Annotated in this window: 21 protein-coding genes; 20 read left to right on the top strand and 1 reads right to left on the bottom strand. The window is 44.3% G+C overall.

Annotated features, from left to right (window positions below):
* Positions 1-274 precede the first annotated feature (274 nt).
* The 15 genes from AC6I3O_RS25090 (at position 275) to AC6I3O_RS25020 (ending at position 11847) form a co-directional block, all read left to right on the top strand.
* Positions 275-742 (top strand): AlbA family DNA-binding domain-containing protein, encoded by a 468-nt coding sequence (locus tag AC6I3O_RS25090; RefSeq protein WP_497853236.1) that lies wholly within the window; start codon positions 275-277, stop codon positions 740-742.
* The gene (locus AC6I3O_RS25085) at positions 739-1611 is read left to right on the top strand and encodes an ATP-binding protein (RefSeq protein WP_497853235.1); all 873 of its coding nucleotides are present in this window, start codon (positions 739-741) and stop codon (positions 1609-1611) included. Before AC6I3O_RS25090 ends, AC6I3O_RS25085 begins: the two co-directional genes overlap by 4 nt.
* 65 nt (positions 1612-1676) lie before the next feature.
* On the top strand, positions 1677-1844 hold the full coding sequence (locus AC6I3O_RS25080; protein ID WP_497853234.1) for a hypothetical protein: 168 nt from the start codon (positions 1677-1679) through the stop codon (positions 1842-1844).
* A 152-nt stretch (positions 1845-1996) separates the two neighbouring features.
* Positions 1997-4267 carry an NHLP bacteriocin export ABC transporter permease/ATPase subunit gene (locus AC6I3O_RS25075; protein ID WP_497853233.1) on the top strand — a complete coding sequence of 757 codons (2271 nt, stop codon included), beginning with the start codon at positions 1997-1999 and terminating at the stop codon, positions 4265-4267.
* Between the two features lie 168 nt (positions 4268-4435).
* Positions 4436-4765 carry a hypothetical protein gene (locus AC6I3O_RS25070; protein ID WP_497853232.1) on the top strand — a complete coding sequence of 110 codons (330 nt, stop codon included), beginning with the start codon at positions 4436-4438 and terminating at the stop codon, positions 4763-4765.
* 55 nt (positions 4766-4820) lie between these two features.
* Positions 4821-4955: a hypothetical protein gene (locus tag AC6I3O_RS25065; RefSeq protein WP_497853231.1), complete on the top strand. Its 135-nt coding sequence runs from the start codon at positions 4821-4823 to the stop codon at positions 4953-4955.
* Positions 4956-5017: 62 nt separating this feature from the next.
* A complete protein-coding gene (locus AC6I3O_RS25060; protein WP_497853595.1) occupies positions 5018-5434 on the top strand; it encodes an RNA polymerase sigma factor in 417 nt (138 codons plus the stop codon).
* A gap of 407 nt (positions 5435-5841) precedes the next feature.
* Positions 5842-6126, top strand: a complete 285-nt coding sequence (locus AC6I3O_RS25055; RefSeq protein WP_497853230.1) for a hypothetical protein — start codon at positions 5842-5844, stop codon at positions 6124-6126.
* 28 nt (positions 6127-6154) lie between these two features.
* A complete protein-coding gene (locus tag AC6I3O_RS25050; protein ID WP_497853229.1) occupies positions 6155-7063 on the top strand; it encodes a HipA domain-containing protein in 909 nt (302 codons plus the stop codon).
* Between the two features lie 367 nt (positions 7064-7430).
* Complete coding sequence (locus AC6I3O_RS25045) at positions 7431-7571, top strand: hypothetical protein (protein WP_497853228.1); 141 nt, start codon at positions 7431-7433, stop codon at positions 7569-7571.
* A 98-nt stretch (positions 7572-7669) separates the two neighbouring features.
* Entirely contained in the window at positions 7670-8608 is a 939-nt protein-coding gene (locus AC6I3O_RS25040) for an ABC transporter ATP-binding protein (protein ID WP_497853227.1), read from the top strand.
* Positions 8601-9356, top strand: a complete 756-nt coding sequence (locus AC6I3O_RS25035) for an ABC transporter permease (protein WP_497853226.1) — start codon at positions 8601-8603, stop codon at positions 9354-9356. Before AC6I3O_RS25040 ends, AC6I3O_RS25035 begins: the two co-directional genes overlap by 8 nt.
* A 48-nt stretch (positions 9357-9404) precedes the next feature.
* Positions 9405-9905, top strand: coding sequence for a hypothetical protein (locus AC6I3O_RS25030; RefSeq protein WP_497853225.1), 501 nt, complete (start codon positions 9405-9407; stop codon positions 9903-9905).
* A 168-nt stretch (positions 9906-10073) separates the two neighbouring features.
* Positions 10074-11546: an aspartate ammonia-lyase gene (locus AC6I3O_RS25025; protein ID WP_497853224.1), complete on the top strand. Its 1473-nt coding sequence runs from the start codon at positions 10074-10076 to the stop codon at positions 11544-11546.
* Positions 11547-11553: 7 nt separating this feature from the next.
* A complete protein-coding gene (locus AC6I3O_RS25020; RefSeq protein ID WP_497853223.1) occupies positions 11554-11847 on the top strand; it encodes a cytidine/deoxycytidylate deaminase family protein in 294 nt (97 codons plus the stop codon).
* 45 nt (positions 11848-11892) lie between these two features.
* On the opposite strand, the gene AC6I3O_RS25015 is transcribed toward AC6I3O_RS25020, so the two are convergent.
* Positions 11893-12747 (bottom strand): helix-turn-helix transcriptional regulator, encoded by an 855-nt coding sequence (locus AC6I3O_RS25015; protein WP_497853222.1) that lies wholly within the window; start codon positions 12745-12747, stop codon positions 11893-11895.
* A 156-nt stretch (positions 12748-12903) separates the two neighbouring features.
* On the opposite strand from AC6I3O_RS25015, the gene AC6I3O_RS25010 reads away from it, so the two are divergent.
* From AC6I3O_RS25010 to AC6I3O_RS24990, 5 genes are all read left to right on the top strand, one after another.
* Entirely contained in the window at positions 12904-14193 is a 1290-nt protein-coding gene (locus AC6I3O_RS25010) for an MFS transporter (RefSeq protein ID WP_497853221.1), read from the top strand.
* Between the two features lie 30 nt (positions 14194-14223).
* Positions 14224-15222, top strand: coding sequence for a glycosyl hydrolase 53 family protein (locus tag AC6I3O_RS25005; protein WP_497853220.1), 999 nt, complete (start codon positions 14224-14226; stop codon positions 15220-15222).
* A 73-nt stretch (positions 15223-15295) separates the two neighbouring features.
* On the top strand, positions 15296-16471 hold the full coding sequence (locus tag AC6I3O_RS25000; RefSeq protein WP_497853219.1) for an NAD(P)-dependent malic enzyme: 1176 nt from the start codon (positions 15296-15298) through the stop codon (positions 16469-16471).
* A 156-nt stretch (positions 16472-16627) separates the two neighbouring features.
* A complete protein-coding gene (locus AC6I3O_RS24995) occupies positions 16628-16777 on the top strand; it encodes a hypothetical protein (protein WP_497853218.1) in 150 nt (49 codons plus the stop codon).
* 139 nt (positions 16778-16916) lie between these two features.
* Positions 16917-19049 (top strand): methyl-accepting chemotaxis protein, encoded by a 2133-nt coding sequence (locus AC6I3O_RS24990; protein ID WP_497853217.1) that lies wholly within the window; start codon positions 16917-16919, stop codon positions 19047-19049.
* Positions 19050-19052: the final 3 nt, after the last annotated feature.

Raw genomic sequence — 19052 nt, 5'->3', positions numbered from 1 at the left:
TTAAAGAAATTGAATAAAAGAGTGGGTAAAAAAATTAAAATCAAAACGGGATCGCGCTATTTTTCTTATTCTAAATGTCTGATGATAATTTATGCTTATTGAATTGTGAATATTCGATAAAATATATTTTTACTGTCAGGTTTTTAGGTACAAAAGTTGAAGTGGTTTGTTTACGAGCTTTATGTAATATGTTATATTAAATTAAAAAAATATGTAACTAACATGGATTTTTGATAATTATTATTTTGCAATACTAAGCTTTTGGAGGAAAACAGTGGCAGAAAGTCAAAACATTGAATATAAAGAGTCATGGAGAGATGAGTATTTAAAATGGATATGTGGTTTTGCAAATGCCAGAGGAGGCTGCATCTATATTGGCATGGGCGATGATGGCAAGGTTGTGGGAATTCCTAATAGTAAGAAGCTTCTTGAGGAACTTCCCAATAAAATCAGGGATACAATGGGTATTATTGTAGATGTAAATCTATTGGAAAAGGATGGGCTGAGTTATATTGAAATCATTATAAAACCGAGTACGTATCCTGTTAGTTATCGTGGTGAGTATCACTATCGGAGCGGCAGCACGAAACAGCAGCTTCGTGGTTCAGCGCTGACGGAATTTCTTGTTCGTAAAACAGGGTATCGTTGGGATGCAGTGCCTGTGGATAATGTGACTGTTTCTGATTTGGATATAGAGAGCTTTGATATTTCCGCAAAGAAGCCGTTCGTACTGAACGTATGACAAAGAGAGATGTGGAATGTAGTAATGAGGAACTTCTTGAGAAGCTGGGACTTACAACAGATGGAAAACTAAAAAGAGCTGCTGTGTTATTATTTTACAGAAACCCACATCGTTTGTTTACCGGATGTTATGTAAAAATTGGGAAATTTGGAGTTGGATCAGACCTTCAGTATCAGGATGTCATTGAGTGTTCACTGATATTGATTGCAGATAGGGTTGTTGACTTGATTTATCTGAAATATTTGAAAGCAACAATAACCTATGAGAAAGATCTTAGAGTAGAAACATATCCTTTTGCAAGAGAAGCAATTCGTGAGGCTGTCTATAATGCGTTGATTCATTGTAAATGGGAAGATGGAATTCCGATTCAGATTCGGATTGATGATAAAAGCATGTATATTAGTAATGCATGCGTATTTCCAAGTGATTGGACAACGGAAAACTTGATGAGAACTCATAATTCCAGACCTTATAATCCTGATTTGGCGGGAACGTTTTATCGTGCTGGATATATTGAGGCATGGGGGCGTGGAATTCAAAAAATATGTGAGGCATGCGAAGAGTTGGGTACACCAATACCCGAGTATATTTTGTTGGGCGATGATTTGACAGTGAAATTTTCGGCTCTTGAAAGTGTTGCCTTATCTGATTCTAAGATACCAAAACGCCAAAATGGCGGATTAGATGGCGGATTGGCGGATAGGATTATTGCGATAATATCGTCTGATAAAACAATTACAGTCGTTGAGATATCGGATATCCTAAATGTTCCTAAAAGGACAGTTGAACGTGAAATAAAAAATCTTCGTGAAAGAGGAATGATTGCACGTAAGGGAGGAAGACGATATGGATATTGGGAGATTATGTAATTATAATAAAACGAATAACCTTATATTTGCAAGAGATTACGATACATGATTGGATAAATGAGGGCATGGCAAAACAAATGAATAGAAATATTGATATTAAAGACAGAAGAGTACAACAAAGTGATAGTAAATTAGATAGTTTTTTAAAAGCAGAGTGTATTTCTGAAAAAAATTATCTGGAATATTATGCGGGGATGGGGACGTTAGATAAGGTGATTTGTATTATGCATTAATTCTTTTTCAAGAAGTTATTGTAGAAGTTTTAAAAAAAATAAATAAATTTATATTTTTGTCAGAAGCAAATTTTCCGGTATGAAACCGTATCAATGGTAGAGCACGCGGCTGTTAACCGCGGGGTTGTTGGTTCGAGCCCAACTCGGGGAGCTTGAAAAACCTTGTAAACCTCGGGCAAGAGGAATTTGTGATTATCAAAGACCATCATGAGCCGATTATCTCCCGTGAGCTTTTCGATAAGGCAAACCGCATTTTGGATGAAAAATCGCTTTCACAGGAGGGCAAAACGAAACACAGCAACTGTTATCCGTTTTCAGGCAAAATTAAGTGCGGCAGATGTGGCGCAAGCTATGTCGCCAGATTTAAAAACCGAAAAGACGGCAGCAGATATAAAGCATGGCGTTGTTACGAAGCGGCAATAAATACGAAAGAAATTCCCGACAATATCACGGACAGAAATGAACAGCTTGAATACTTGCTTCGCCCCCATGGAATCATGCGCCGCACGGTAACGCTCTCAAAAGGCTGGTACAAAGATGCAATCGGAGCAATGCTGGGAATCCGTAAAAGTGATGGGATGGTTGTGGCGCTTATCCCCGCGGGATTTTCAGGTTATCGTTACAGGGATATGGAAACAGGAAAACATGTGAAAATAAACGGCAAAAACCAGGAGCTTTTCGAGGAAGAAGCGATAGCTTTTTACAAGCCGCTGCCGCTGAAAGAGCTTGGAATTTCGGATTTGATGCGGTATATTCTGGTAACGCTGTCCCCCGCTGATTTTGTGATGACAGGTGCGTCAGCGCTGGCGGTGACGTTGATCGGAATGTTATCGCCGAAGCTTAATAACCTGCTGTTTTCACGTGTTATCGAGGACGGCAGCACACAGATTTTGCTTGCGATTACGGAGTTTATGATTTGCGTGACACTCAGTTCCCTGCTGATAAACGGCGTAAAGTCGCTGATTATAGCGCGGATAAACACCAAAATGAGTATTTCGGTTCAGGCTGCAGTCATGTCCCGCTTAATGTCGCTGCCCGCAGGTTTTTTCAAGAATTACAGTTCAGGAGAATTATCTGCGCGGGCGCAGTGCGGCAATTCGCTGTGCGAGATGCTGGTGTCTGTAGCGCTGACAACAGGGCTTACGTCTGTATTTTCACTTGTATACATATCGCAGATTTTTGTGTACGCGCCCGCGCTGGTAATACCGTCGCTTTTCATTATGCTTGCTACAGTGGCGTTTACAGTGATATCGGCATTGGTACAGATGAAGGTCAGCAAAAAAAAGATGGAGCTGTCTTCAAAAGAGAGTGGAATGTCCTATGCACTGATATCGGGTGTGCAGAAGATTAAGCTTTCGGGAGCGGAAATGCGTGCGTTCGCACGGTGGGGAAATCTTTATGCCGAAGAAGCGCGGCTTACCTACAACCCTCCGATGTTCCTGAAAATAAACAGCGTTATTTCAAGCGCCATCTCGCTTGCAGGAACGCTTATGATGTATTGGTTTGCAGTATCGTCAGGCGTGTCCGTAGCGGACTACTATGCATTCAATACCGCTTACGGAATGGTTTCCGGGGCATTTATCTCGCTTGCGGGAATCGCGTTGACTGTGGCGCAGATTAAGCCGGTTATGGATATGATAGAGCCGATTTTGAAGGAAGTTCCGGAGATTTCCGAGGGAAAGCAGATGATTACGCGGCTTTTGGGCAGCATCGAGCTGAATAACGTTTCCTTCCGTTACAACGAAAATATGCCCCTTGTGATTGACGATCTGTCGCTGAAAATCCGTCCGGGTCAGTATGTGGCAATCGTGGGCGCAACCGGGTGCGGGAAGTCCACGCTTTTGCGGCTTATGCTGGGCTTTGAGTCGCCGCAGAAGGGCGCCGTCTACGTTGATGGCAAGGATATTGCGGCGGTGGACTTAAAGTCTTTCAGGCGCAATATCGGCGTGGTAATGCAAAATGGCAAGCTGTTTACGGGAGATATTTTCTCGAATATTATCATATCTGCACCGTGGCTTACTATGGATGAGGCTTGGCATGCCGCTGAATTGTCAGGCATTGCAGAGGATATTCGCCGTATGCCGATGGGGATGCACACAATGATTTCCGAGGGCAGCGGCGGAATTTCGGGCGGGCAGCGGCAGCGGCTGATGATTGCCCGTGCTATCGCACCGAAACCGAAAGTACTGATGTTTGACGAGGCGACTTCAGCCCTTGATAATCTCACGCAGAAAACGGTCTCGGAATCGCTGGACAGTCTGAAATGCACGAGGATTGTTATCGCGCACAGGCTCTCTACCATCAAACAGTGCGACAGGATCCTGGTGCTTGATAAGGGAAAGATTATCGAAGACGGGACATATGAAAAGTTGATACAAAGGGGAGGTTTTTTTCGCAGAACTAGTGGCCAGACAAAGGGTTGACGATACCGCAGAATTGAGGGCATGAAAATTTTTTGGAAATTTATTGGCTCTCGGCGGTTTTGATTCGTATAAAAGAATAAGGGCGTAAATCACGTCTATGATTATCAGTTTTTATACTGTAATCTGTAACAAAATGTAAAGGTAACTTAATATTAGGAGGAAAGCGCTATGGAAAAAAAAGACCTTACTGCAAAGACAAAACAGACAAAAATTGACGAAGAACTTATTGCAAAGGCAAAACAGGTAAACTCTGTCGAAGAGCTTATGGCTCTCGGAAGGGAAAATGGTTATCCGGTGGACGAGAAGGAGGCAGAGTATTATTTTAAAAAGCTTCACAAGACGGGCGAGTTATCGGATGATGAGCTTGACAATGTAGCAGGAGGCGGATGCGGTCCTAATCGTTGTAAATTCTGCGGAGGTGACCTTAACGCCGTCGAAAACCACACGTATCCTCCAAATTTGATTTGCCCATACTGCGGTCAGTGGGGGGATCTCTAGGTAATATCCGTATTTTGCGGCAGTTTCCGCAAATAATGATAAGGAGTGAATTGAGATGAGCCGGTACATATTAAATCCAGACATCGCCCTGCGCTCATGGCGGCTGGTGCCGTACGCGTATTACAGAAAGGGCGTCCGTTACGCGAAAGGATTGCCGTTTGAAAGCCGGGAGGATAATTCCGATGACTGAACTGTACAAAAACACCGAATTTGAGCAGATTTATGCTGAGTTTAAGGATAAGGTGACGCGATATATATGGGAAAATACCGAACGAACAGGATGCGGAGGATTTGACTTCGGACGTGTTCGTCAAGATTTTTAAAGGGCTTTCAGGATTTAATGAGACAAAGGCTTCCCTGTCAACATGGATCTATAGGATAACACAGAATGCCGTTATTGACTATTATCGGACGGCGAAATCTGTTTACGGGCTTCCGGAGGAACTTTGCTTTAAGGGAAACATTGATGAGGAAATGCTTAACGAGGAAATGCTCAAAAGCCTTGCAGACGCTCTCGGGCAACTCCCCCAGCGGGAATGCGATATCATTATCCTCCACTATTATAGCGGGAAAACATTAAAAAGTATCGCAGAAATAATGGATATTTCATACAGCTATGTAAAGCTGCTTCACACAAGGGCTTTGAAAGTTCTGCGTGAAATAATATAGGCTCAAACATCCTGACAGACATACTTCTAGTATGATAAAGGCACTTGGCGGTATTGAATACCATCAGATGCCTTTTTCTTTTTGCGTATTGTCTGGTATAGCGCCCTCGCGGCTTTTGCTATCAGGCGGACAGCGTCCGTTTCGCACAAAACAGTCTCATGAACGCTATGAGATTTTAATGGGGCTTTTGGATGAGTTTGCGGGTTTTGTCTGTCCAAAGATAAGAGAGAAAAAATTTGGAAGGCAATAGATTGTTAACCAAAAAAATTTGCGGAAACCTTGTATCAAATTTATGCAGGTTTTCTTTTTTGCATCAAATAATTGAAGATAGGATGAGAATAGATTATAATATATGAATAATTAAATGAGTGAAAGCAGGAAAGAATAAAAATTAAGAGGGTGATGAATTGGCTTTGCTAATAACTGAATATGATGAGAAAAGCGGCCTGCCTATTGATCATGGATATTTAGAGTGTGGATTACCATGTTTTTTACAGGAATCTATAGAACAGATGAAAAAGGCATGGAAGAAACTAGATGCAGGTGAAGAGTATCTGCAATGGGACTGTGATTTCTGTAATCTACAAAGCGATATCAACACAACCGAAGTAAATGGAGTAATAAACAGTGAACAGGCATGGTATTTACGGAAAAAATATCTGCGCATGGAAAAACCAGAATTTATTGAATGATAAAAAGAAAGGAATATGATGTTTGGATATGATAGATTTTACAGAATTACCCAAAAGGAATAAATCATACGCAGGGGCAAATGGAAGCAAAATATCGGTTGTATATCATGGGGAACAGTATATGCTTAAATTTCCACCACATGCAGTGAAAAATCAGGATATGAGTTATAGCAACAGCTGCATTTCGGAGTATTTAGGATGTAAAATATTTGAAAAAGCAGGAGTCCCTGTGCAGGAAACGATTCTTGGAACATATAAGACGAAAAAGGGTGTGAAGAAAATTGTTGTCGCATGTAAAGATTTTACTTCTGTTGGACTTGAACTACAGGATTTCGCGTCTTTAAAAAATCAGATTATTGATTCAGAGCGAAATGGATATGGCACAGAACTTGCAGATATCCTTTCTGTATTTGATGAACAGACAGCAATGGATCCAGAGAAAATAAGAGAACGATTTTGGGATATGTTTATTGTAGATGCTTTTATTGGCAATTGGGACAGGCATAATGGTAATTGGGGTTTTTTGTATCATGTACAATCAGACACATTAACACTGGCGCCAGTTTTTGATTGTGGCAGCTGCCTGTATCCACAAGCAGATGAGAAAATGATTATGAAGATTCTTGCAGATAAACGGGAAATTCATCATCGTATTTTTAATACCCCGTTATCCGCTATTCAGAACAATGGAAAGAAAATTAATTACTACGAATTTATTTCTGCGTTGGACAATGAGGAGTGTAATAGAGCATTGTTACGAATTTTATCACGGATAGATATGAAGGAGATTTTTAATATAATTGAAAAAACGCCATTTATCAGTGATTTGCAGAAAGAGTTTTATAGAACAATGTTGATGGCAAGGAAGGAACGTATCTTGGATTACTCTATAAAACGAATGTCTAAGCAAGTAAGCAAATGTGAAATGGAACGATAGCATCAGTTTAATTTTTCGGTGTGCGACCGTGTCAATGGCAGAGCACGCGGCTGTTAACCGTGGGGTTGTTGGTTCGAGCCCAACTCGGGGAGTTTGAGAAAACCTGTAAATATTAATATTTACAGGTTTTTTCATTGTGTCACAGTAAAATGGAGAAAATTAGATTGAGAGAATACAGGAGACATGGTAATATATTTATAAAGAAAATAGCATCCATAAAGAATTATTTTAATTGAGTTTATTTCTCATTATAAAAAGTGAGAAATAAAGTATACCCAAGGGCACACCGTAATACATGCCCCTTACGGGGCGGGTGGACTTCGTCCATTAAGGTATGAATACGGAGACGGCACTTTACGGAGGAAAAATGGAGAAGGAAACTGAATTAACAAGAGAATTAAAAGAATTGCTCCGGGCAGAAGGCGCAGATTTAGCTGGCGTTGGTGATTTAACGGAAGTACCGGCCAACGGCAAGATTACGTTCGGAGAAAGGGTTTGGAAAATGTGAAGAGCTTTGTGGGAGGTGTATAGAGATCTGTCCTTATACAAGAAAATATCTGAATGAAAAATAGAAGCACGTTTACAAAGCGTTTGGAGGTACATAAGATGATTTTTGACATAAAGAATTTGACAAAATCATTTGGCGCGCATACTGCGCTTTCCAATCTAAGTTTAGAGATACGAGAACCAGGGATATACGGGATTTTGGGACCGAACGGCGCTGGAAAAAGTACATTTTTAAAACTGATGCTGAAAATTTTGAATCCCACCTCCGGAGAAATCTATTACAATGGGACGAATATTAAAAATATAGGAAATAGTTACTTCAATGAGATTGGGGCAGTTTTGGAAGGCAACCGCAATTTGTACTGGTTTATGTCGGCACGAGAGAATTTACTCTATTATGGACGTTTGATGGGAATGGCTGACAGGGCGATTCGGGCAAGGACGGAAGAACTGTTAACAGTTATGGAACTGAAAGGACACGAGGATAAAAAAGTAGGGTATTGTTCCAGAGGAATGCAGCAAAAAGTCGCTATTATGGCGGCGCTGATACATTCGCCCAAGATACTTTTTCTGGATGAACCCACCCTGGGGCTGGATGTAACGATAAAAGCCAGCCTTGTCTCTGAAATCCGCCAAATGGCTGATTCCGGCACCACAGTTTTTCTTACAACCCACCAGATTGACGTGCTGGAACGGCTTACGGACAAGCTGTTTATTCTGGAAAACGGAAAATCCACCTATCAGGGAAGTGTTGATTCCTTGATCAATTCACAAAAGAGCCAGCAGAGGACAGAGTATCTCTTAGCCGCTTCTGACGGGAGCATGGACGTCCTTGCTTCTGTTGTTTCTGCGGAAAATGTGGAGATAGAGGAGAAGAAAGGACAGCTCCATATCAGAATCCCCAATTTGGATGAGGCCGCTCAAGCCCGGCTGATGCAGGTATGTGTGGAGAACCACCTGAGGATTATATCCATTGTCCCGGAAACTCCAACGTTGGAAGAAGTACTGATTCATTTTTGGAGGAGCCATCATGCGTAATATCAGACGGCAGTTTGCTGCTGAATTGAGAAAATATTATTTAGAAGTAAAATGCTATTATCCGGACCATATTGTGAACCTTGTGGTCTTATTTATCATGTTCTCCGGGTTTTTCAAGCTTTTTACCAATTCCGATGTGATACCGGATTCTGCTTATTACATTGGATTTGTGTATTGGTTTTATGCCAATGGAATCATTGGAGAGTCTTCTGTTTCGATTTCTACGGAGAAACAGAGCGGAACCTTTGAACAACTGTTAATAAAGCCGTCGAGCCTTTCGAGTATTTTGTTTTACAGGTCTGCTTGCTGGCTTTTGTTTCAATCCGCAGAAATCGCAGTGGTGATGCTGGCGCTGCATATGATTCTTTCTGTTCCGATGTCTTTTTCCTTATTGATTATTCCAGTGTTTATCATCACGATGCTGGGGCTTATCGGAATCTCGTATCTTCTTTCGGCGCTGACATTGGTTTTCACAAAAACTGCATCCTTCACCACTATATTCAGCTATTTGCTTCTCTTCTTTTCTGGTGTTGCGGAAGGAGTGGGGGAACGGGGCGCGGCATATTATCTGCTTCCTTTGTCCCAGGGAATCGATATTTCACGCCGGATTATTTTAAAATTAGACGTTACAGTTTTGGATATCGGATTATTGGTGTTCAACACCATTGTCTATCTGCTTCTGGGCATTGTAGTATTCCATAGCATTATGAAGAGTGGGCGTAAAAAAGGAATCAGTATGGAATATTAGGCAATTACATAAAAAGATAAAATATGGAGGATAAGGAGGATAAGAAAGATGGAAATGAAAGGATTAAACACAACAGACTGCCTGGCAAAAGGATTTGGTACAAAGAAGGCAGAAAGAAACGTTTCATCCAATGCTATAGGATTCATGGAAACTGTAGCGGAGAAAGCGGCACAAGATAAAATTGATTATGATGAGAAAGCCTTTGCGTCAATTGGCGCTAAGGCGCCGGCGGAAGTGAAGCAGGCATGGATGGAGGCTGCAAAAGAAACGGGGGCGAACGGGCTTGGAATGTCCGGGAGCGGGAAGCTGACCCATCTCTCGGCGATGATGGTGAAACAGATGGTAAACAGGATAAGCGGCGCCGGCAAAACTAATGACTTGCTTGGAAGTACAGTGCAGTCGGCAATCAGGGCGACGGAGCAGGCGCTGTTTGACATAGACAATCCTAGCCCCTTAGAGAGCCCTAAAAGCATGGAAGTGCTGAGGCAGTATGAGAAAGAGCGGGCATTCTACCAGTCATTTTTAAAGAAGCTTAACGCCCTGACGTAACGGTTGAAATTAAAGTATATGCACAAAAAATGTAAAACTATAACTTTTGGTTTTGGACATAATGCACAAATATTGCGACGTTAATTTTGGTGTTCTGCGAATTGAATAAGTAGGTAAATAATTATAAAATAAGTTTATCTCTTAAAAAATGAAAGGAAAAGTTCAAAAATGAATACCAGAATGGAAACTATGGACAATGTGGATACGGGGAAGGAAAGCTACCGGACAGAAGAGGATTCGATAGGGACAAAGGCAGTCCCGGAAGGCGTCTATTATGGAGTCCAATCCCTGCGTGCTGCTGAGAATTTTCGTATTACAGGGCTGAATATGCATCCTGAGATTATCAACAGTCTGGCATATATCAAAAAAGCCGCCGCAATCACAAACTGCGAAGTGGGAATCCTGGACAGGAAGATTGCCGACGCTATTGCCAAAGCGTGTGATGAGATCCTGGAAGGCAGAATGCACAAGGACTTTATCGTAGACCCTATACAGGGAGGCGCAGGAACATCCATTAATATGAACGCGAACGAGGTCATTGCGAACCGCGCTATTGAGATTTTGGGCGGGCAGAAGGGGGACTATTCTATTGTAAATCCCAACGACCATGTAAACTGCGGGCAGTCTACCAATGATGTTATACCGACCGCAGGAAAGATGACGTCGCTGCGTTTGCTGAAGAACCTCAAAGAAGAACTGCTGCGCCTGCACAAAGCCCTGGTGGCAAAGGCAGAAGAATTCGACCATGTCATTAAGATGGGGCGTACCCAGATGCAGGATGCCGTTCCGATTCGTCTGGGACAGGAATTCCGTGCATATTCCGTAGCAATCATGCGCGACATCCGCCGCATGGACAAGGCTATGGAGGAAATGTGTACGCTTAACATGGGCGGTACGGCTGTCGGGACAGGCATTAACGCCGACGCATCCTATTTGAGGCGGATTGTGCCGAACTTGGCAGAATTATCCGGCATGGAACTGGTACAGGCTTTCGACTTAATTGACGCTACGCAGAACCTGGACTCTTTTGTCGCGGTATCCGGTGCGATTAAGGCTTGTGCGGTTACGTTGTCCAAGATTGCCAATGACCTTCGGCTGATGTCGTCAGGGCCAAGGGCAGGATTTGGGGAAATCAACCTGCCTGCGCGCCAGAATGGTTCTTCTATCATGCCTGGAAAAGTGAATCCGGTAATCCCGGAAGTAATCAATCAGGTTGCTTTCAATATCATCGGCAACGATGTGACCATCACCATGGCGGCAGAAGCGGGGCAGCTCGAATTGAACGCATTTGAACCGATTATTTTCTATTGCATGTTCCAGTCGATTGACACCCTTGCCTATGCGGTGCAGACTTTTGTGGATAATTGTGTGACCGGCATTACTGCAAATGAGGGCCGCTGCCGCTATCTGGTGGAAAACAGCGTAGGTATCATCACGGCAATCTGTCCGCATGTCGGATACCAGAAAGCGGCGGAGATTGCAAAGACGGCTATGAAGACGGGTGAATCTGTGCGGGCGCTGATTCTGAAAGAAGGCCTGTTAAACGAAAAAGAGCTGGATGAGATTCTGGAGCCGCTGCATATGACTGAGCCGGGGATTTCCGCCAAGGAGCTTCTAAAAAAAAGAAATGAAGGGATATAAAGTCAAGATGAATTTATTAACCGACAGAGATTATGAACTGATCGAAAAAGCCCAGAAAGCAATCCGTTCAAATTACGATGCAGTAGATTTCAACCATACGGTAGGAGCTGCAATCCGATGTAAAAACGGGAAAATATATGTGGGCGTAAACGTCTATTCCCTGCATGGGGCATGTGCAGAACAGGTCGCAATCGGAACAGCAATTACGCAGGGAGAAAGGGAATTCGACACGATTGTCGCCGTCGGTGGCATCGTTGACCGACGACAACGTGGCAGATGGAAATTCAGACAAGTCATTTGACGAAATGTAAATGTGTCAGCACACTAGGGATAAGAGGGCATGAAATCATGCCCTCCCTTGTAATGTATTCCGGTATTTGGTCGGCGCCATATGATAATTTTTCTGGAAATATCTGCTGAAATATAATGGATTCTCGAACCCGCATACCGTCGAAATCTTGCTTATATTATAGTTGGTAGAGCTGAGCAGTTCTTTCGCATGGTTCAGCCGGACTTCATTGATGTACTTTTTGGGCGTGTTGCCCGTGTATCTGGAAAATTCTTTGATGAACCAGCCTGTGCTTGTTCCATACGCTCTTGCCAGTTGTTCGATTGTCAAATCCTGATTATATTTTAGATGAATCGTTTCGAGGATTTCCTCCATTTCCATATTATAGCCATTCCTGTTCCTGTGTTCCTGTTTTTGTGCTTCCCGTGCGAGCAGCCAGACAAGCTCCTGTCCTTTTAGGCTGGTAATCTGGAGATAACCTTGCTGCTTCATAATAAGCTCGCGGATAATCCCTTCAAACAAGGCAGGTATGTAAGAAGCCATCCCAGTATCTATGATTTGTCGGTCTAACCCTGCCTCACGCAGCAGTCCGGGAATATCGTTTCCGGAGAAATGCAGCCAGTAAAACTGTGCATTTTCAGAGTGGTGAAAAGAATACTGCTGTATTTCATAGGGATGATAAAGGACGGTACATCCCTCGTCCAGTATGGATTCTCTGTTGTCCAGTATGAAATGCCCTTTTCCCTGATGGATATAAATGAGCTGGAAGTCCCTTCTGCCGTACAGACGGTTAATATGCAGGTCCTTATTGCCGTTAAATGAAACCCTGCCGCAGCTATGCACCAGAAAGGGAAGGTTTACGTTATAATTATCAAGATCTTCATCAAAGAGATATGCTGAAAATTGTAGCATACAATAAGCTCCTTTCAATCTGCGGGGATGGATAACCCGATACCGTCTTGCGGGTTCAATTTTGTCTATATATCAGATTATAAATGATATTCCCATTACGTCAATGATTTTCTATAATTTGGTTAATAATTGGTGTTAGAATGTGAGGGGAAAATTATGAAGGCTATGAAGAAATCATACTGGGTGGGATTTTCTGTGCTTGAGGTTTCGTATTGGAGTTTCCATGCTTCATTTATCGGGTTTTTAATGTCATATCTGTTGTCAAAGGGAATTACCAATACGGCTGTAAGTATCTTTTTGGCATCCTACCTGTTTGCGGCATTTCTGGGATCGTTTGTGTGGGGGATGGTGTGCGACCGTTTCCACACCAACCGGAAGGTTTCGATGGTGTGTTTTTTAGCGGCGGGGATGTTGATGTACTTAATTTATTTTTCTTACGGAAATATTCCTGTGCTTGCCGTTTTATATCCATTGCTGGGGTTCGTGTCATTGCCCCATGCGACGAATATAGATTCCTGGCTTTTGCTTACCTGCGGAAATAATCTGTCGGTCTATGGGAAAATCCGCTGTCTGCCGTCTCTGATGTATGCAGTCACATCTGTTGTGCTGGGGTGGATAATTGCTGACTTTGGTTATCATTTTATGCTGGTTTTTGGGACCATTTTCTTAATCACGGGTATTGCTGCCGCATTCATGCTCCCAGATGGTAAGGGCGCGGTATCGGAGAATCGGGAATCCGGTTTTTCTATCCGTTCTCTAAAACAGGTATTTGTAACGTGTGAGGATGATTTGGCGGGTGAGAAAGCCATGTCGTCTAAAAGAATGTGTGCCGGACTCAATCCCAGGGGGTATGGTTATCTGATTCTGATACTGATGTTAATCGGGCTGGCGGTCGCGCCAATGAATAATCTAAAGACGGCGGTTCTCCAAAGCGTTGGAGGGAATGTCTCGGATATCGGAGTCGATGCATTTATCTGTGCGATTACCCAAGTGCCGTTCATTGCATTGGCGGATAAGATGGAAAAATATTCTCTTCGCGTGCGGTATGTCTTGATAACGCTGCTGCCGTTTATGACGATGGTATTGGCGTTTGGCGCCGTATCGCCGGTTATGGTTTTTGGGGGTTCATTTCTCTGTAATATGGGAGTGGGAATTTTATTGCCTACGATGCGGAGTGTTACGGAGAGAAGTGTTGCGCCTTCTTTCCGTAATCTCGGGCATAATATTGCAGACGCGGTATATAACAGCGTGGCTGGGATTATCAGCCTGCTGTATTCAGGTATTGTGATAGATAAGTTCGGGGTGAAGAGTATGCTGCTGATTTGTATCCTGATAGTTTCTGTTCCGGTCATAATAACTTGTAAGGATGCAGTATGGCATTGGTGTACAGCGGCAAGAATACATGGGAAGATGATGCATAAAGTGAATATGTTTCATAAGGGATGATAAAAGAAAATCTGTGAAGGGAGTAATAGAATGAGGAAGCAGATGGTTTATGGCGTGGACTTAGGATGGGCGACTCAGTTGGAGACAATGGGATACCGCTGGCTGAATGAAGCGGGTGAGGAGACGGATTTGTTAAAGGCATTAAAGGAGTTTGGAGTGAATGCGGTGCGGTCCCGTGTTTTTGTGAATCCGCCGGAGGGCGCTTTCTGGCAGAAGAAAGAAGATGAAATCTGCATGCTTGGCTTCTGTGACGCCCTCAACGTGCTTAAAATGGCAAAGCGTGTGAAGGAACAGGGGATGAAGCTGATGGTCGGTTTTCATTACAGTAATCATTTTGCAGACCCGGAACATCAGGATATTCCCAGAGAGTGGAGGAATGATACGGATATCCAGCTTGAGAGGCGGGTCGCCGACCATACGCGGGAGGTTTTGAAATTGTTTGCAGAAAATGGGGCGTGCCCGGACTGGGTGCAGGTGGGCAACGAGGTCAATAACGGACTGATGTGGCCCCGGGGGAGTCTTAATGAGGCGCCTAAGCAGTTGGTACGTTTCCTGAATGCAGGGTATGATGCAGTCAAGGAGGCCTGTCCGGACTGTAAGGTGATTACCCATTTGGCGGAGGTGTGTAACCGGGAGTTCTGCGGAGCTTTTCTGGATAATTTTTTTGCAGAGAAGGGAAGGACGGACATCTTGGGATTCTCGTATTACCCATACTGGCAGCAGTTTAAGAGCAATAAGGATATGCTGTCTGAGAAATTGAAGGTGTATTCCCAAGTTTATCAAAAGCCTGTGATGATTGCGGAAGTAGGCGGGCTTGAATATGATGACGAGGGCAGCTATAAGATTGTGAGCGACTGTGTGGGCGCAATGGCGGAACAGGACGGGCAGGAGGAATGCGGAGTTTTCTATTGGGAGCCGGAGGCGGCCTCGGAGATACTGCCGGATAAGTATCCCCTTGGCGCGGCGAAGCTGGTAGGGGAGAAAACGTTAAAGTTCAATCAGGCGCTTAGGGCATACCGGGATTTTTAAGCAGGCGGTATCTTATGCCCATATAAAATAGAAAAATATGAGAAAAATAAATCATATTAAGGAGGAGAAAGAAATGAATTATGCAGAAGAATCACTGAAAATGCATTATGACCTAAAGGGAAAGATTGAAATCGCATCAAGGGCAGCCGTGGATTCCAAAGAAGCGTTAAGCCTTGCCTACACCCCGGGAGTCGCAAAGCCTTGCCTGGAGATTCAGAAAGATCCGGAAAAGAGTTTTGAACTCACCCGCCGTTGGAACACGGTCGCCGTTGTGACGGACGGAACGGCGGTTCTTGGGCTGGGGGATATCGGGCCGGAAGCGGGCATGCCGGTAATGGAGGGAAAATGTGTCCTTTTCAAAGCCTTTGGAGATGTGGATGCGTTCCCGTTGTGTATCCGCAGCAAGGATGTAGATGAGATTGTAAGAACCATAAGCCTTCTTTCCGGAAGTTTTGGCGGCGTTAATCTGGAAGATATCTCTGCCCCGCGCTGCTTTGAGATTGAAGACAAATTGAAGAAATGCTGTGATATCCCAATCTTCCACGACGACCAGCACGGAACGGCGGTGATTACCTTAGCCGGGCTCCTCAATGCATTAAAAGTAGTCGGTAAGGAATTAAGCGAAGTCAAGATTGTGACGTCCGGAGCCGGAGCCGCCGGAATTGCTATTATTAGGCTGCTCATGTCCATGGGGCTTAAAAATGTAATCATGACTGACCGGAAAGGCGCCATTTACGAAGGCCGTGAGGACATGAATGATATTAAAAAGGAGATGGCTAAGATTACCAACCTCAACCATGAAACGGGAGAGCTGTCAAAGGTGATACAAGGCGCAGACGTTTTCATCGGCGTATCGGCGCCAAAGACTCTGACGGCAGATATGGTCAGAACGATGGCAAAAGATCCGATTATTTTTGCCTGTGCTAACCCGACCCCTGAGATTTTCCCGGAAGAAGCCAAGGCTGCCGGCGCGGCGGTAGTTTCTACCGGACGCTCCGATTACCCGAATCAGGTAAATAACGTACTCTGTTTTCCGGCGTTGTTCAGGGGAGCTTTAGATGTGCGGGCAACAGAGATTAACGATGAGATGAAGGTAGCGGCGGCGTATGCGATTGCCGGCCTTGTGTCAAAGGAAGAGCTGAACGCGGAATATATCCTGCCTCAGCCTTTCGACCCCCGTATTAAGGATGCTGTCGCGGAGGCGGTTGCAGAAGCGGCAAGAAAAACGGGCGTGGCCAGGATAGGCTAAATGCTGTGGTTGATTGAGAAAAAATTTTATCTTGAAAATGTTTATCTGTCAAAATTTATTGTAAATGCTCTTTTTTTGTGATATACTTTAGAATAATCAAAAAAAGATATGCAGAATTTGTAAAAGTACGCTTTTTTTGCAAATGATGAGGATGCTATGGTTGCGTATATGAGGTCGAAAACAGAGTTATGTGAGAGGTTCGTAATGAGTCTGGTATTTCTGATAAGAGAAAGGATTTTGACGGAATTGAATATGGACGATGGGCAGAAGCGAGATTTTGTGCTCACTTTTACCGAGCGACTGTAAAATAGTGTGGTGTTTGCCATGCTATTTTGTTTTAAGACAGAAGCTTTAAAAGCATTTCAGATATCATCATGCAAAGCGGGGGGAAAACAAATGAAACAGAGAGCGCGGGCTGTCTGTGCATAGTGAAGGAGGAGAATGTATGTTAAAAAAAATGAAGCTGACGCAAAAGCTGGCTGTTATAATCGGCGTAATTCTGGCAGTCAGCCTAACTGTTCTTGTAGGCATCACAGTCAAAATGTCTGAGAATGCCATTACAGAGGCTACTTATGGGGAACTAGAAGCGATCTGTAGTTCTAACGCCACGGATATCCAGATGGTATTTAATGAGGCGGAGACGGCTGCCAATGACATAAAGGCGTTTCTGGAGAAGTCTTATCTGCAGGCAGAAGCAGACCCGGCACAGAACGTGGTGCCTACGGACCCGACTGTCGTTGCGCTCTGCCAGAGCAGTATCTATGGAAGGGTATTGACTATTCTGAATTATGACGTCGAGGTGTACCTGCGGGAGACGGCGCGGAATGCGGCGGTGAATAATGAGGATCTCGAGGGCGTTGGCGTACTGTTTGAGGCGTATAAATTTCAGGAAGACATGAAAGATTATGGTTTCTACATAAGCGAGCAGAATGCTTCTGAAAAGGTGGAGCCGTTTGGCGCATATGAGGTGTATTCTCAGGAGGATTATTATAAGCTGGCGGCTGAGAAGAAGGAAAGCGTGGTTACAGACCCCTATGATTATAACGGCGTTTCCATGGTTTCCTATGCAAGCCCGATTATCCATAACAATGATATGAAGGGTGTCGTGATGGCGGACATCAATGTAAGCAATTTCGATAAGGTGGAGACGACCAATGAAGACTACCCGAGTATGTACTGCACGATTTACAACGCCAATGAGAAGATTATCTATGACAGTGAGTCGAAGGAGGATATCGGTAAGTCTCTTTCCGACTTTACCCCGAATGCCAAAGAACTGAAAGCAATTCAGGATAAGATGGATGGGGATACGGAATTCCAGATTGAGACGACGAGGGAGGACGGAAGCAAAGTTACTCGTTTCTTTACGCCGATTAATGCGGCTGGCGAGACTTGGTGGGCGTTGACAGCCGTTCGGACGAGAGACATTGACGCGTTGATAATGACGACGATCTATTTGATGATCGGTCTTTCCGTGGTGGTTCTGCTTGTGATTATCTTTACAGTCATCATGGTATTGAGAAGAGTATTAAAACCGGTCAAGGATATCGTTGAGGCGGCGAACAGCATTGCGGAAGGGAATCTGGACGTAGAGCTTGAGGCTGCAAATGAGGACGAGATTGGTATATTGTCGAATACGTTTTCACAGATGGTTGGTACGCTGAACCGAATCGTTACGGATTTGAAGTATGTCTTAGAGGAGATGGCGGAAGGCAATTTCACGGTGAGGACGAAGGCGGAGGACAGTTATGTCGGGGCTTTTGAAGGGGTTCTGCTTTCTGTGCGTAAGATGAACCGCAGGCTTAGCAACGCGCTCAGCCAGATTGATAATTCAGCGGATCAGGTGTCTATGGGAAGCGACCAGATGGCGTCAGGCGCCCAGGCTCTCTCCCAAGGTTCCGTGGAGCAGGCGGCTTCGGTGGAGGAGCTTACGGCAACGATTGCGGGGATATCCGAGCATGTGCAGGGGACTGCCAAAAATGCGGCGGACGCCAGGGATATTTCGGCGCAGTCCGGCGAGGAAACGGCGGTCTGCAACCAGCATATGAATGATATGGTCGCGGCCATGGACGAGATTGGCAAGCGGTCGGCGGAGATTGGTAAGATTATCAAGACGATTGAGGATATTGCGTTCCAGACGAATATTCTTGCGCTGAATGCGGCTGTAGAGGCTGCAAGGGCCGGAGAGGCAGGCAAGGGCTTTGCTGTCGTGGCTGACGAGGTGCGTAATCTTGCAGGGAAGTCGGCAAGCGCTTCTAAGAGTACGTCTGAGCTGATTCAGGGAGCAGTCAGCGCCGTGGATACAGGTATGGGGATTGCCAATGAGACGGCTCAGTCGTTAGAGAAGGTGGTAGAGAGCAGCCGGGCGATTTCCGAATTGGTTGATAAGATTGCCGTGGCGGCAGTAGAACAGTCTTCATCGCTGGAGCAGGCTACGAATGGTATGAACCAGATTTCCAACGTTGTACAGACGAATTCGGCTACGGCGCAGGAAAGCGCGGCGACCAGTGAAGAGCTGTCCAGCCAGTCCCAGATGCTTCGGAATCTGGTGAGACAGTTTAGGCTTAGGAAAGAGTAAGAA

The sequence above is a fragment of the Sporofaciens sp. St.21A7 genome (assembly GCF_059728535.1).
The sequence above is the reverse complement of the archived record's forward strand: the minus strand, read 5'-3'. Positions and strand labels throughout refer to the sequence as shown.